The sequence below is a fragment of the Pseudoalteromonas haloplanktis ATCC 14393 genome (assembly GCF_000238355.1).
Lineage (GTDB): Bacteria > Pseudomonadota > Gammaproteobacteria > Enterobacterales > Alteromonadaceae > Pseudoalteromonas > Pseudoalteromonas haloplanktis.
The window spans coordinates 162,696-175,798 of sequence record NZ_AHCA01000010.1 but is presented as its reverse complement, the minus strand read 5'-3'; the positions used below and the strand labels follow the sequence as shown (position 1 = coordinate 175,798).

Genomic DNA, 13,103 nt, shown 5'->3' with positions numbered 1-13,103 from the left:
CTACAAAATGATAAATCAGGTGATCAAAGCTGATGAGAATCGGTGATCAAAGTCATGAGAATACGCACTCATTTGGTTTGATTGGGTTTAGTGACGTTTTCGAAGGCTTTTCATACAACCTAGTAAATATCATTGTAGAGTCACCAGACGTTATAAATTCATACTTTTCATTTTCAAGTACAGATTCAAGTTTCTCTTTAAATATTGATAGCTCTTTATGATAAAGATCTAGTACATGCTCATACTCCTGCCTTTCAATATTTCTCTTTTGGAACTCGAGATTATCTTTTTGATATTTCAAATTTTCTTGGAATTGAATTGCTCTGAAATTAGCTGCTGCAAGCGTTGCTAGTGGGATTGAAGATCCAAGAATCCATAAAGGAACAGACATAAAGGTTAGGAATGTGTCTAAAGTTTTTTTGTTAGGCCACTCAGGTATTAACCTATCATTTATCCAAATAAAACACATAAGGATCAAAGAAATTGATACTGGGATAGCAATTGCTAGCCAGAAATATTTGTAGGTGAAAACACTAGGGATGTTTTCTTTTTGATTAAGGGTAGTCATAACTGGTCTCTCCTTGAGAACTAAAGAGAAAGTATCAGAAAGCAACTGAATGTAAAGTGCGTTAATTAATTAATTATTTTTAAACTTTACAAGTGTAATTATGCCGACTAGATTTACATGAAATTAACACTTGTAAGGATACACGATGAAAATCATCTTTATCATTATTGCTATATCTGTACTTAGTGGATGCAGCACATATTTCAAAAAATCATATATATCTATTTCTGACAAGGAGGATAAAACGGTTGGTACGCTATTTGTTTGGGAGCCTGATACCAGTGCAGCTGTTATTTTAAACGATCCTGATGGAACGATTAGAGCGTGCATGCAAACTGCTTTGGCAATTAAAACAACAGATGCGGAAGGTGACGCAACTCTATCAGAAGCGATATTAAATTTGTCTAAAACAGCAGCTAAAGTGAGTGAAAGTCAAGGTGATGATAGAGCTAAGTCACAAGCTTTAGCTGAAATATCAGGCTCTATAAATCAAACAGCTAATTTATTGACTACAACAACAGAGAGAACTTCGTTCCTAAATATGGGTATGTTTTATATCTGCCAATTATCTGCCAATAAGACAATAAGCGAATCTACTACGTCAAAATTAGTGTCAGAATTGATAACTAAAACAGTGAAAATTACTGAAAAATGATGTTAAAGCCCCTAGTTAGGGGCTTAGTTTTTTTTTGGTTTTTTTAAAGGGCAGCAGCACTTTTCTTCATCTTCAACTATTTTATTATTTACAAAGTGCTCATAAAGGGTGGTTACTCTAAATAACCCTATACTGAGGGTAACTGTACTTACTAAAGCATAGATAAACACAAAATAAGATACACAATAAAAACTAGCTAGTAGCAGCTTTGACTTATTATGCATGGAAACTAGATCAAAATAATCTATATAGGTTTTACAGATCATAGCTAATAATATGGCTAAGACTTGTAGCAAGATAAAGTGCAAGAAAATTGCGTTGATCATTGTAAACATAGATGGTTCATCATTAGAACATTTACCAGAAGCATTTTTGCATTCAATACACTCGCCACATGGTTTGTCTTGTTCTGCTAAAAAATCTCTAAATTTTTCCGAGCCTATAGACATCCACAATGCAAAGCCACCCAAAGAGAACCCAAGTAAGTTAGGCATAATGGAGAGCACATCATCCCACCATCCAAATTTACTCCATGCAGGAAAAAGGATTCCCGTTATGATTATAGATGCATAAAAATAAGGACTTGTTAATAATGCAGTAAAGCCGCCATATGCTCTCCAATATCTTGCTATAATGTTATTTGTCATAATAACTTTTTAATAATTTCCTCAATTGAAATTGCTAAGCGTTTAAATGCGTCATATGGAAGTGTATTCTTGATATCAAAATAATCATGTTTGATAAACGGCATATCTTTAGTAGAAATTATTCTTGGTGTGCCTTTTCCATCGTAGCCTTTAACAACTAAGCTACCATTATTAGCGGCTATTTTCGCTTCATTTCTAAGCTCTTGATCTACTTGTATTGATTCGCCCGTCTTAGCTGTAATTTTAGTTTCAACTTTAGCTATTTGACGTTTCTCTGCTTTTTTCAAGTATCTCTTTTCAATTTCACCAAACGCATTAGGATTATTAATGATCATATGAATAGTTCGTTTATGCATCAGCTGTAAAGCTTTTTGCACTGCTTCTTTTTCAGGAAAGTGAATTACGTTTACTTCCCCAAAATCTTCTTGAAGTTCAGCTGAATTTAGTAACTTTTTAAAAAAGTCCACCGCTGTGTTAGGTGTTAATTCATTACCTTTGTAATATGCTTCGTAAACGAGTGTATGAGATTCAGGAAAAAAGAAATAAGTAAACCTTGTCGAATTAGGTTTCAAGTTTTCAGGCAAGTTAATTTCAGCGAGGTCTGCATCAGTAGCAAAGTCATTAGTATTTAGATTAAGCCAATCTGCATCTTCTCTAATTTGTGTAAATTTAAAAATATCACCACTTATAGCTGGTACATCGGCTTTTATATCTTTCACCTTTGACTGAGCGCAGAGCAAGCCCCAAGTAGTTCCCCTAATGTTAACTTGTTTTTTAAGCGCAAAAGCACTCTCAAATAACTTTTTATACTCTGTGGGTAAATGTTTGTCTATTGTTATATTTAATGCACCAGCACTTGTTTTTAATTCCATGAGATTCCCTTTAAATAGATCAAGAACAAAATCAATCCTTGATTAGATATGTACATTAATTGCAATCATAACGTGTGTAAAGTTGATTGTTTAAGAAAAATCCCTGTAAGCGATTTTAAGCGCCCCATTGATTTTTGTGGCTATGATGCTTAGCTCAAAACCGTTTAAACACACTCAATCAAATTTAAACGCTGTTTAAACATGGTTTGACTTGTATTTAAAGTTACTCTTTAGTGTTTTGGTGGTTAAGCCATGTTTTATGAAATTGTTGCTTGGTGGGCTTGAACTCTAAATATAGATCGTTAGACATAGTAAGCTCGTGATTAAGCGTTAGCCGAATGTATTCTTGCTCCGTTATGATTTGATCTTCATAAGCCTGATTAACGGCATCTAAAAAGTCTTTGCTTGGGTTTGATTCTAATTTATTGGTAAGTGCTGCATATAATTGCGGCATTGCCTCGGGGTTTGATGATAGGTATTTATCTGAGTTGTTGTAATAGACATAGGCAGCTATACCAATGCCGTACAAAACTAGGGCTGCTGCAATAACTAAAAGTAGTTTATTGAATTTTTTTAGATATGTTTGTTTGATCATAACCAGTCCTTGGCGATTCTGTATTTATTTAATATAGTAGTCTAAAAATTATGTACAAGGCATGAAGTGAAAACAATCTATAAGTTATTAAATTTTTTCGTTAAATGTTTTTCTATCGATGAAAGTAGAGCGTTACATAAGAACTATTCATTTTGGTTTGCGTTATTAACTCCAGCAATTATTGCTTTGCTACTTGGTCTAAATTTAACAAGAGAGTTAGTTATACATGAACGATTCGATTTTGGTTTTACAGCTGAGCACTTAGATTCTTTTATTAAGTATTACAAGTTCCCTATCGGACTTTTGCCTATATCTATATTACTGAGCGTTATGGTCGCTCGCTTTCATGCATCTAAGCAAACAGTTCAACAAACACACCTTAAAAATTATTTCGAGCATTATTCATTTTTTGAAGCATTTTGCACGGATCTGAAAAAAGAGCACTCTGTAGATATAGATATAAGAAAGCTCTACCTTACCTTTTATAAACGTTCTACTTTAACTAATTTTTTTCCTTATCCTGATCCTCACATTGCTGTTGACTACATTGATACACTGGCAAAAATAAACGCTGAATACAAAGCTAATATGAATGTTTGCATGCTGTCAAACATTGCAATGATGCATTACGTACCGATTTACGAGTCTTCTATTTATATAAAAACACTAGACGGTGATGATTTATTGATTTGGGCTAGAAATATGAAGGAAGTGGTTTACAAGCTTTATTCATTTCAAGGCAATAATTTAGATTTTTCTTCAATCCAAAAAATTAGCGAAGACTTAGATAGCGTACATTCAAAGTTTAAAAGCTTAATGAGTGATAGGCCATAAAATATTCCTTGCAGTGTGATTGATACCCGCTTAGCCTATATACGTTACCCCATTCTTAACGCTGTAAAGTCTTTTCCAGCGGTTCAATAGTTACTCCCCCCCTACACTGGGTGCCACTTAGTTAGTTTATTGGCACTTGGAACATGGCAGACAAAACAACCCCAAACACCCAATTTGATTGGTTTGAAGTATTTAAAGCAGGCACCCAAACCGACGCTAAAGGCGTTACTCATTCGTTTAGCGACGCTGATTTAAACAGCGTTGTAGCCAACTTTAAACCGAAGAGCGCACCGCTGGTTATTGGCCACCCAAAAATGGACGACCCTGCTTGGGGCTGGGCCAGTGAGCTAAAAGCCGAAGGTGGCTCGTTGTTTGCCAAAGCCGAAGACGTTTGCGCTGAGTTTGCCCAAGCCGTTGAGAGCAAGCGTTACCCTAACCGCTCTGTACGTTTAGAAAAAACTGATAACGGCTATAAGCTTGCCCACATTGGCTATTTGGGCGGCAAGCCCCCTGCTGTTGAAGGCCTAGCATGGCAGTTTAACCAAGCTGATGACGCCGAAACCCTTACCCTAGAATTTGCTGCCGGTGATATTGACAACATATCGCTGCGCACATCAAACACCCTTACCCGCCTAATGGGCAATTTACGCAGCTTTTTAACTGACCGTTTTGGTAGTGAAGCCGCCGACAAAGTTGTGCCACATTACGAAAGTGAATGGTTAAAAGAAGAAACCATTATTGCTGAGCATGAACGTGCTAAAGCCAATACGGGTGAAGGTGCCGAATTTAGTAAAGGCGACGCTATTGATAACAGCAATGCCACCCCACCCACCCAAGAGGACAATGCAATGGATGAAGAAGAAAGAAAAGCGCTGCAAGACCAAATTGATGCGGCTAACGCTAAAAACGCGCAACTAGAATACGCGCAGCGTGTTGCAGCGGCTAACACCTTTATTAATACCGAAGTGAACGGCGGCACAGCCCCACGCTTAACCAATACCGACGGTGTGGCTGAGTTTATGGCCAAACTGGATGACGGCGACACCACCTTTGAGTTTGCTGCCGCAGACGGTAAAAGCCAAGCGCTTAAACCCGCAGCGTGGTTTGAAGGTTTTTTAAAGGGCTTGCCTGAGCAAACGGGTTTAACTCACGAGTTTAATAAAGACGATAAAGACGGCGAAGTGACTGACGACAGTGCAGAAGCATTGGCAGCTAAGGCGCTGGAATTTCAACAATCACAATCTAGCAAAGGCATTGAAATTAGTATTACTGCCGCGTTAGACCACATTAAAAAGGCATAAAACCATGGCACAACCAGGATTTATTAGAAACTTTAGCGCAGAAGACGTAATACCACCAAACCGTTTAGTGGTTGTATCGGCTGCTGCTGACTTTCATGTGGCTTTGGCGGTTGATGCCAGTGCCATGTATGCCGGTGTTACCGAGCAAGGCACTGATGAACATTTACGTGTTGACGTTGTAATGACCCAAAGCGCACCGATTGAATTTGGTGAAGAGTTAATTGCTGGTACTCCAATTGTGGCTGATAGCGAAGGTAAAGCCGTTGAATTTGACCCTGCAAACTTTGTGGGTGAAAGCACAGTGTTCGTTGCAGGTTGGGTTATGGAAGACGGCGAAGCCGGTGTAATTGGCGACGTATTTTTAAACCCGCATGTGGTAGCAACAATTCCGAGCGCTTAACGCGCTTGGGTTAACTTAATTTATAAAGTGAGGATTTGCCATGAGTAATGGTATGCCATTTACCCCCGACGTTGAGCAAACGGCCATAGCCATTGCTTATCGTAATAGAGCCTTGGTTGCAGACATGCTTGCACCCTATTCACAAGTTGGTTTACGTAACTACAAATGGACTGAATATAAAAAAGGCGAAAAGTTTACGGTCGTTGATTCAAAAATCGGTCGTAAGTCAACGCCGAACCAAGTTGAGTTTAGTGTAGAAGAGAAAACCGGATCTGTTGTTGATCATGGTTTGTCTGATGTGGTGCCGAATGATGATGTAACCAATGCGCCAGCAAACTATAACCCTCGCACTCATGCGGCGGAGAGCTTAACTGATTTGGTATTGCTTAACCGTGAAATACGTGTGGCAACTATGTACAACAAAGCCGCTAACTTTGGAAGTACTCAATCATTAGCTGCAGCAGGCCAAAAGCGTTTAGATGACCCAACGCTTGATATTTTGCCTTTCTTTTTAGAAATGCTAGATGAGCCATTAATGCGCCCTAATGCAATGACAGTATCGCAAAGTGTGGCTACAAAATTACGTACTCACCCTAAATTGTTAAAAGCATTTAATGGTACCAGTGGCGACCAGGGCGTAGTGCCGTGGAGCTACATTAAAGAAGTGCTAGAGCTTGAGCATGTAACTGTTGGCCAAGCACGCCTAAACACCGCTAAAAAAGGCCAAGCAGTCAACTTGCAAAAGGTTTGGCAAGATACCTTGTCGTTTACATATCACGACCCGCTAGCCTCGTTTAACAACAACCGTATGACCTTTGCGTTAACCGCGCGTTATGGCTCGCGTACTTCGGGCAACCGTGACGTTGCTGCTGGTTTAAACGGTGGGGTTGAAATCATGGTAGGCGAAGCCGTACAAGAGCAAATTATTGCTAAAGACTGCGGTATTTTGCTGACCAATGTACTGACGCCAGCGGGTTAATTAATCATTGTTGTTCCCTGTGTAAAAGCCCCAGTACCGACTTGCTCGGGGCTTTTTTTTACTAACTGAGGTGTGCATGTTTACTACAGAACAAGCAGTTATAGACAAGATAGGCATTAATACGCTGTTGCAATTTGCGTCGAATAAATTTAACGAGCCAGGCACGCGCGTAACCCGTGATGATGTTGAAGCCGCGCTTTTAAGTGAGACGTACAGCGAGTTGCAAGAGCAAATTAACGCCTGGTATGTGCAAGCACAAAAAAATGTAAATGCGGTTATAGCGGGCTATGTATCGCGGTTTGCATTAAATCAAGATGATATTAATAACTCGGTATTACCTGGCATTGCTAACGATTTAATGCACTGTGAGCTTGCCCCTAACATTGCTGACGAAAACCTTAAAGCCCTAAAGAGTAACGCTATGGCGATGCTTGATAAGGTTAGTAAAGGTGTGATCCAAATTAAGGAAGATGCGCCTGCAGGCGTAAGAACTGGGATGCGAACTAAACCTGCAGGCTCTCAATTTAACTGGCCAGGTTATTAAATTGGCGGGTGTATTTATACACATAACGGGTAATGCACTGCCCCGCTTAACCCAAATTGCAAACGTAAGCGGTGAACCAGCTGATGTATTGGACGACATTGGTGCATTTTTAGACATGGACGTCACCACCCGATTTTTACGTGAAGTAACACCCGAAGGCCGAAAATGGGAGCAATCGCAAGCAGCAAAAGACCGTGGCGGTTTAACGCTTACGGATGACCGTAACCTTGCAGGCTCGGTTACGCATAATGTTAATGGTAATACGCTTGAGCATGGCTTTGGTGAAAAGTACGCAGCCATTCACCATTTTGGTGGCGAAACTGGCCGCAATAAAAGCGTGACGTTACCAGCTAGGCCAATACTGGGTATAGCGACTGTGCAAGAAATCGAGATTAACGACATCATCACCGATTGGTTAATTTAAAGAGCATTTAAATGGCATTTAACTTTGATTTAAACAACATAGAAACCCTGCTAACCAGCACTGTTTTTGATGCAACTGTGGGGTTTGCCAGCGATTTTAACCATGTGCGCGAGCATGCTGTACATAGTGCGCAGCTGTTTGTATTGCCATTGGCCGATGACAACACCAACACCAATGAAGTACACGGAGTTGATGAATACCAGGTTAAAGATGTGTTTGCGGTGATGATTGTGATCCCCTGCGCTACGGGTAACGCCCACAGTGATGCACAAGTAAAGCAATTGCGTAGTGATGTTAAGGCCGCAATTGCAGGATGCCAATACCCTGGGTGGAACCCAATTAAGCTTGATAAGGGCCGCACCATTGAGCTTAACAAAAAAACCAACAACCTAATTTACCAGTGCCAGTTTAGTGTTACTGGCCTACATACCGTAACTGTGAAGGTGATGCCATGAGCAAACAAACCGAGCCGCAATCAAGTAAACCCGCTGAGGAAACTGGCGTTGTGAGCACAACGCCTAAAAAGTCCCGCGCGATGACGATTGCCCAAAACGTTAACCAGGCGCTTGCAAGTGCTAAGGGTAACAGAGATGAAATAGCCGGCGCTTTTAACTTAAAAAGCGGTGAGCTAATTAAAGTGGAGGTTAAATAATGAGCAGTTGGCGATTTAAAGACAAACTCATTTTAGCGGATGCTCTGGGCACAACCTTAACGGGCTTACACGCTATTTATGCCAGTGAGGTTGAGCTGGCCCTTGAAAGTGAAAGCGAAAAAGACGAGCTAGAAACCAGCCACAGCGGTGCAAGCCTCGAAACGTTTTACGGTGAGCATATAAGCCTTAACTTTAAAACACCACTTGCCATGAGTGGCACGGTGGGTAATGAGCCTGCCTTTGCCCCGCTGTTATTAGCGTGTGGCATGGTGCAAGTGGCTGATGCCTCAAGCGTTACCTTTACTAAGGGCGCTGCGGTTGCTGTGACCTGCAAAGTACGCTTTGGTAAAAACACCCACAACATTAGCGAAATGAAAGGCAACGTGAGCTTTGCGCTTGAAAAAGGCAAGCCCATGCTGAATTGGCAGTTTAAAGGCTTGTTTAGTGCGCCGGTTGCAAGTACTGCCGCCCCTGCTGTTGATTGGGATCGTTGGGTGCGCCCCGAAGTACTTGGCGTAAGTAATAGCAGTGACTTTAAGCTTAACGACGTTAAACGCACGCTGCACAAGCTTACTGTCGACTTAGGTAATAACGTGGTGTTTGACCGTGCCATTAATCATGAAGAAATAATGATAACTGGTCACGAAAGCAGCGCTAACTTTACGCTAACAGCTGAAGAACTGGCAACCTTTAACCCGTTTGCTGATGTGGGCAAAGTACACATGTTTGAATTTACCCACGGCACCGCCGCAGGTAAAAAAGTAACCATTATTGGCCGCTACCAAATGCCTTGGCCTAAATACACCAGCCTGGAATCTGAATTAACTGGTTATGAGTTTGACGGCAAGCTAGTGCCAAGCGGCGCAGGCTATGACGAACTGACGATAGTGTTTGAGTAATGACATGCGATTTCAAGCAATCAATATGACACATGTTGATACAGGGAACGTTGAATTTTATACAGTCATTGTAAAGGTAAAAGGGAAAGCGCCAAGTTACTGCAAAGACAGTAACGGCATACTTAAATTTAATAGTCTTAAAGCCGCAAAGGATGAAGCTAAACGACTTACTAATGCATATAAGTGAGCTTTAAAATGAAATTAAAATTATTAAACCAGTTAAAAAATGCCGTTATAAGCGCCCCGCTCAACTTTGACTTTGGTGGGGTTATTTTTAAATTTACGGCAAAAATTAAGCTGGTACCTGAAAGTGAGCTTAAAACACTCACTGAAAAGCAAGGTGCTAACGATGCTGAGATAGTGCGCACATTGTTAGTGGGTTGGGATGACTTTTTTGATGACGGTAAAGAGGTGCCCTTTGATAAAAGCACCCTTGAAGAAATGTTGGCGTACAGCGGCATTACTGCCCGCTTAAGTGTTGAGTGCATTAACGCCCAGTACCGTATTACTGAAAAAAACTAGCCGATGTTGCTAGGTGGTTTTTGGGCGACCTAGCAGCAGACAGTAAAACCTTAGATGACGACGAAGCCCATTTTGGCGCACCTAAAAAGGTTGTGCCACACGAAGAGGAAACATTATTTGTATTACCCCCTAACCACATGGCTGTAGTGGCACTGACTACCGCCAGCAGCCAGTGGCAACGGGATAACAATGGGGTTGAAATTGCCCTTGATTATGCCAGGGCTGATATAGCCTGGCGCTATGCAAATATAACCCTTACCCCTGATGATTTTGCAAAACTGCAAACCCTAGAGCGCACCATAATTAGTTTAATAAGGCGACCCGATGAGCAACAACTTGAATTTGGCGTTACGCTTAAGTTATGACGGTAGAGCTGTTACCACTGGTGCGCGCCAAAACGTAAATGAATTAAACCGTATTCCGCAAGCGGTACAACGCCAAATAGCCGCTAATCAGCAATTAGGTGCCAGCCAAGCTCGCATTATGCAACAGCAAGGCGCAATGACGCGCCAACTGGGGCTAATGAATACCGCCTACGGGCAAATAGGTGCAACGCTCACTACCTTGGTAGGTATTGGCACCGCAACCATGTTTGTGCGTGATACGGGCGCTGCCCAGTTGCTAGATACCCGCTTAAAAGGGCTAACTGGCTCAGCTGAAAACTACGCCAAAGTACAAGAATATTTATTTGCTACCTCTGATCGTTTAAATACCGGTTACACCACCCTTGCAGATTCATACAGTAAAATTTTAACCCTACAAGAGGTTGGCGTTGTTACCCAAACCCAAGGTAAAGCCATTTTAGAGGGTATGGCTAACGCGGCCGCTAAAACAGGTGCGAGCAATGTGCAGCTTGCACAAAGCTTATTTGGTATGACGCAAGGGATGACTGCCGGCGTTTTACGTGCTGAAGAGTTAAACCAAGTAACCGAACCCATGCCAGGACTTTTACAAAAACTCGATAAAGCAGCAGGTAAAGCCGCCGGTGGTTTTAGACAAATGGTGAACGATGGCCAAGTAACAAGCCAGATGTTTAAAAACTACCTGATAAAAGCGCTAAACGATTATGCCGGTGCGGCCGAAGCTACCGAAGGTAAAATAAACGCCAGCTTTGCGGAAATGGGCAATGAATACCAACGTTTAATACGTAAATATGAAGAGCCAGTAAATTTTGCTGTTACTAGTGTGGTTGACTCAATCACCGATACCATGGCGTATTTACGCCAAAACGAAGACGCTGTAGATAATTTGGTATTTGCAACCGGTGCTTTGGCTACGGTATTAACGGGGCATTTAGTAGCTGGTTTAAGTGCCAGTGCGGCAGGCTATGTTGCTAATGTGGCCGCTAAGAACCGCGCGTTAATTGCTGATGCAGCGCTTGCAAAACAAAACCAGGCTAATGCTGTTTTAGAGCTACAACGTGCCGCACAAATGAAAGTATATGCCCAGCATACATTGGCTGTGGCTAATACAACCAATTTACGAACTGCAGCAGTAGCCCGCTTGGCTGCTGCGAATACGCGCTATACAGCAACTCAAGCAGCCGCTACTACTGCTACAAATATTTATACTGCCGCCGCTGGGCGGGCAACCTTAGCAGCCCGGGGTCTTAGCACTGTGATAGGATTGCTAGGTGGCCCTGTTGGATTACTGGTTACTGCTGGGCTTGGCCTTGCCTACTTTGCAAGCCAGGGCGATGACGCTACCGACTCAGTTAATAAACTTAAAGAAGCCAGTAAAGACCTAAACCCGTATGCCAATTTAACCGGTAGCCAAGCGCAAGGCTTACTATTAATGGCACAAGGGCGGATAAAAAATGCGATTCAACTTGTAGATGAAGCACGGGATCGTTTTAACAATCCGTTTTTAAAAGGTAAGTTCTCAGACGTTGAGGCTGCTGAAAAGCGCGTTACTGATTTAAAAAATGAAATTGTGGCACTGCAACAAGTACTCGCCATAAAAGAAACAGAAAAACCAAAACCTGCGCCTGTTAGCTCAAGTGCCCTGCCCGATAACATTAAGCGTTTAGAAGTCAGCTTAATGGGGGAAGAAGCCCGCTTAAAAGACAGCTACGAAAAACGTAAGCAAATGGTGATCGTTGCTCGTGAAAACGATGCAGCTAATAAAGTTAAGTACGACGCTATTTTAAAACAGCTTGATGTTAAATATGGTGAAGACTTAAAAACTATTGCACAAAAGCGTGAAACCGAGAAAACACGGATACAAAACCAAGCTGAAGAAAAGCGCAAAAACGATTTACAGGCCGACCTAGAAAACCGTATTGCTGTTGTTAAGGGCTTTGCTGGGCGTGAAGCGTTGGCCGCTTATAATAACGAACTGAGTGTTGAACAAGCTCGTCAACAAGCACGCATTGATGCCAAGCGCCGAGCGCAAATAGGCTTAGCCGCCAATGATGATGCGGGCGAACTTGAATACAACACAGATAATCAGATCCGTGATTTAGAACGCCAAACTGAACTAAACTCAGCGGCCGGCTATTACAGCCAACACGAGGCTGATGAAGCAGCACACCAAGAGCGGTTATTTCAAATAAAAAACCGCTATGCAGGTTCACTGCAAAGTAACATTGTGGCGTTTGCTAACTTTGAGAAACAAACCGAAGCGGACAAAGCCAGTGCTATTGTTGGTTTAGGTGCAGCCACGTTTAAAACCATGGCAGGCCAAAGCAAAACAGCATTTAAAGCCTATAAAGCCTTTGCCATTGCACAAGCGGTTATTAACACTTACCAAAGTGCTACAGCTGCGTTTAACTCATTGGCGGGTATTCCTATTGTAGGGCCTGTACTCGGTGGTGTTGCTGCAGCAGCGGCCGTTGGTTTGGGGATGCAGCAAGTTAGGCAAATTAAAGCCCAGCAACCAGCGGGCATTGCGCACGGTGGTTTAGATTATGTGCCGAATGAGTCTACTTATGTATTACAACGGGGGGAGCGCGTATTAAGCCCGAAACAAAACACTGAAATTAGCCAAATGGCACGACGTTACAATGCTGGCGGCGCGGCTAATGATGGTGGTAACAGTGGTGTAAATATTAGTATTACAAACCAAATTACCGTGCAAGGTGGCGCTGATGAACAAACCTCGCAAGCAGTTGGTCAAGACATAGCCCGCCAAGTTGTGGGGGTTGTGGTGGCTAATATTCAAGAAAATGGAGCGATTATTCGTGCAGTGCGTGGCGCAGCTTAGTTGTTAA

General features: G+C 42.0%; 18 protein-coding genes. 14 read left to right on the top strand and 4 right to left on the bottom strand.

The genetic code is table 11. The features are described from left to right. Window positions 1–52 precede the first annotated feature (52 nt). Window positions 53–568, bottom strand: a complete 516-nt coding sequence (locus PHAL_RS0117640) for a hypothetical protein (RefSeq protein ID WP_016709759.1) — start codon at window positions 566–568, stop codon at window positions 53–55. 145 nt (window positions 569–713) lie between these two features. Here PHAL_RS0117640 and PHAL_RS0117635 point away from each other — a divergent pair, with 145 nt between their 5' ends. Next, window positions 714–1,223 carry a hypothetical protein gene (locus PHAL_RS0117635; protein WP_016709758.1) on the top strand — a complete coding sequence of 170 codons (510 nt, stop codon included), beginning with the start codon at window positions 714–716 and terminating at the stop codon, window positions 1,221–1,223. Between the two features lie 23 nt (window positions 1,224–1,246). Here the strand turns inward: PHAL_RS0117635 and PHAL_RS23640 are convergent, their stop codons facing one another. The 3 genes from PHAL_RS23640 to PHAL_RS0117620 all read right to left on the bottom strand — a co-directional run bounded on the left by PHAL_RS23640 (window position 1,247) and on the right by PHAL_RS0117620 (window position 3,337). Continuing rightward, a complete protein-coding gene (locus PHAL_RS23640) occupies window positions 1,247–1,870 on the bottom strand; it encodes a hypothetical protein (protein ID WP_016709757.1) in 624 nt (207 codons plus the stop codon). Continuing rightward, window positions 1,867–2,742, bottom strand: a complete 876-nt coding sequence (locus PHAL_RS0117625) for a DUF4747 family protein (protein ID WP_016709756.1) — start codon at window positions 2,740–2,742, stop codon at window positions 1,867–1,869. The genes PHAL_RS23640 and PHAL_RS0117625 overlap by 4 nt, the downstream gene beginning before the upstream one ends. Before the next feature lie 223 nt (window positions 2,743–2,965). Further along, window positions 2,966–3,337: a hypothetical protein gene (locus PHAL_RS0117620; RefSeq protein WP_016709755.1), complete on the bottom strand. Its 372-nt coding sequence runs from the start codon at window positions 3,335–3,337 to the stop codon at window positions 2,966–2,968. Window positions 3,338–3,403: 66 nt separating this feature from the next. Here PHAL_RS0117620 and PHAL_RS0117615 point away from each other — a divergent pair, with 66 nt between their 5' ends. The 13 genes from PHAL_RS0117615 (at window position 3,404) to PHAL_RS0117555 (ending at window position 13,096) form a co-directional block, all read left to right on the top strand. After that, the gene (locus PHAL_RS0117615; protein ID WP_016709754.1) at window positions 3,404–4,171 is read left to right on the top strand and encodes a hypothetical protein; all 768 of its coding nucleotides are present in this window, start codon (window positions 3,404–3,406) and stop codon (window positions 4,169–4,171) included. A 143-nt stretch (window positions 4,172–4,314) separates the two neighbouring features. Further along, window positions 4,315–5,472 (top strand): hypothetical protein, encoded by a 1,158-nt coding sequence (locus PHAL_RS0117610; protein WP_016709753.1) that lies wholly within the window; start codon window positions 4,315–4,317, stop codon window positions 5,470–5,472. 4 nt (window positions 5,473–5,476) lie between these two features. Next, window positions 5,477–5,872 carry a hypothetical protein gene (locus tag PHAL_RS0117605; RefSeq protein WP_016709752.1) on the top strand — a complete coding sequence of 132 codons (396 nt, stop codon included), beginning with the start codon at window positions 5,477–5,479 and terminating at the stop codon, window positions 5,870–5,872. Window positions 5,873–5,912: 40 nt separating this feature from the next. After that, window positions 5,913–6,851, top strand: coding sequence for a hypothetical protein (locus PHAL_RS0117600; protein ID WP_016709751.1), 939 nt, complete (start codon window positions 5,913–5,915; stop codon window positions 6,849–6,851). 76 nt (window positions 6,852–6,927) lie between these two features. Further along, entirely contained in the window at window positions 6,928–7,395 is a 468-nt protein-coding gene (locus tag PHAL_RS0117595) for a hypothetical protein (RefSeq protein ID WP_016709750.1), read from the top strand. Window position 7,396: 1 nt separating this feature from the next. Then, window positions 7,397–7,819 carry a phage virion morphogenesis protein gene (locus PHAL_RS0117590; protein ID WP_016709749.1) on the top strand — a complete coding sequence of 141 codons (423 nt, stop codon included), beginning with the start codon at window positions 7,397–7,399 and terminating at the stop codon, window positions 7,817–7,819. A gap of 11 nt (window positions 7,820–7,830) precedes the next feature. Continuing rightward, window positions 7,831–8,274, top strand: a complete 444-nt coding sequence (locus PHAL_RS0117585) for a phage tail terminator protein (RefSeq protein ID WP_016709748.1) — start codon at window positions 7,831–7,833, stop codon at window positions 8,272–8,274. Further along, complete coding sequence (locus tag PHAL_RS0117580) at window positions 8,271–8,471, top strand: hypothetical protein (protein WP_016709747.1); 201 nt, start codon at window positions 8,271–8,273, stop codon at window positions 8,469–8,471. The genes PHAL_RS0117585 and PHAL_RS0117580 overlap by 4 nt, the downstream gene beginning before the upstream one ends. Next, window positions 8,471–9,370, top strand: a complete 900-nt coding sequence (locus PHAL_RS0117575; protein ID WP_016709746.1) for a hypothetical protein — start codon at window positions 8,471–8,473, stop codon at window positions 9,368–9,370. The genes PHAL_RS0117580 and PHAL_RS0117575 overlap by 1 nt, the downstream gene beginning before the upstream one ends. 4 nt (window positions 9,371–9,374) lie before the next feature. Then, window positions 9,375–9,557, top strand: coding sequence for a hypothetical protein (locus PHAL_RS24155; protein ID WP_138973970.1), 183 nt, complete (start codon window positions 9,375–9,377; stop codon window positions 9,555–9,557). A gap of 8 nt (window positions 9,558–9,565) precedes the next feature. Further along, window positions 9,566–9,892: a hypothetical protein gene (locus PHAL_RS0117565; protein ID WP_029216221.1), complete on the top strand. Its 327-nt coding sequence runs from the start codon at window positions 9,566–9,568 to the stop codon at window positions 9,890–9,892. A 20-nt stretch (window positions 9,893–9,912) separates the two neighbouring features. After that, complete coding sequence (locus tag PHAL_RS0117560; protein ID WP_016709743.1) at window positions 9,913–10,257, top strand: hypothetical protein; 345 nt, start codon at window positions 9,913–9,915, stop codon at window positions 10,255–10,257. After that, window positions 10,217–13,096, top strand: a complete 2,880-nt coding sequence (locus PHAL_RS0117555; RefSeq protein ID WP_016709742.1) for a tape measure protein — start codon at window positions 10,217–10,219, stop codon at window positions 13,094–13,096. The genes PHAL_RS0117560 and PHAL_RS0117555 overlap by 41 nt, the downstream gene beginning before the upstream one ends. The last annotated feature ends 7 nt before the right edge of the window (window positions 13,097–13,103 follow it).

Coding starts and splice junctions, on each gene's coding strand:
- PHAL_RS0117640 (WP_016709759.1), bottom strand. CDS start 568: ATGACTACCCTTAATCAAAAAGAAAACATCCCTAGTGTTTTCACCTAC.
- PHAL_RS0117635 (WP_016709758.1), top strand. CDS start 714: ATGAAAATCATCTTTATCATTATTGCTATATCTGTACTTAGTGGATGC.
- PHAL_RS23640 (WP_016709757.1), bottom strand. CDS start 1,870: ATGACAAATAACATTATAGCAAGATATTGGAGAGCATATGGCGGCTTT.
- PHAL_RS0117625 (WP_016709756.1), bottom strand. CDS start 2,742: ATGGAATTAAAAACAAGTGCTGGTGCATTAAATATAACAATAGACAAA.
- PHAL_RS0117620 (WP_016709755.1), bottom strand. CDS start 3,337: ATGATCAAACAAACATATCTAAAAAAATTCAATAAACTACTTTTAGTT.
- PHAL_RS0117610 (WP_016709753.1), top strand. CDS start 4,315: ATGGCAGACAAAACAACCCCAAACACCCAATTTGATTGGTTTGAAGTA.
- PHAL_RS0117605 (WP_016709752.1), top strand. CDS start 5,477: ATGGCACAACCAGGATTTATTAGAAACTTTAGCGCAGAAGACGTAATA.
- PHAL_RS0117600 (WP_016709751.1), top strand. CDS start 5,913: ATGAGTAATGGTATGCCATTTACCCCCGACGTTGAGCAAACGGCCATA.
- PHAL_RS0117595 (WP_016709750.1), top strand. CDS start 6,928: ATGTTTACTACAGAACAAGCAGTTATAGACAAGATAGGCATTAATACG.
- PHAL_RS0117585 (WP_016709748.1), top strand. CDS start 7,831: ATGGCATTTAACTTTGATTTAAACAACATAGAAACCCTGCTAACCAGC.
- PHAL_RS0117580 (WP_016709747.1), top strand. CDS start 8,271: ATGAGCAAACAAACCGAGCCGCAATCAAGTAAACCCGCTGAGGAAACT.
- PHAL_RS0117575 (WP_016709746.1), top strand. CDS start 8,471: ATGAGCAGTTGGCGATTTAAAGACAAACTCATTTTAGCGGATGCTCTG.
- PHAL_RS24155 (WP_138973970.1), top strand. CDS start 9,375: ATGCGATTTCAAGCAATCAATATGACACATGTTGATACAGGGAACGTT.
- PHAL_RS0117565 (WP_029216221.1), top strand. CDS start 9,566: ATGAAATTAAAATTATTAAACCAGTTAAAAAATGCCGTTATAAGCGCC.
- PHAL_RS0117555 (WP_016709742.1), top strand. CDS start 10,217: ATGAGCAACAACTTGAATTTGGCGTTACGCTTAAGTTATGACGGTAGA.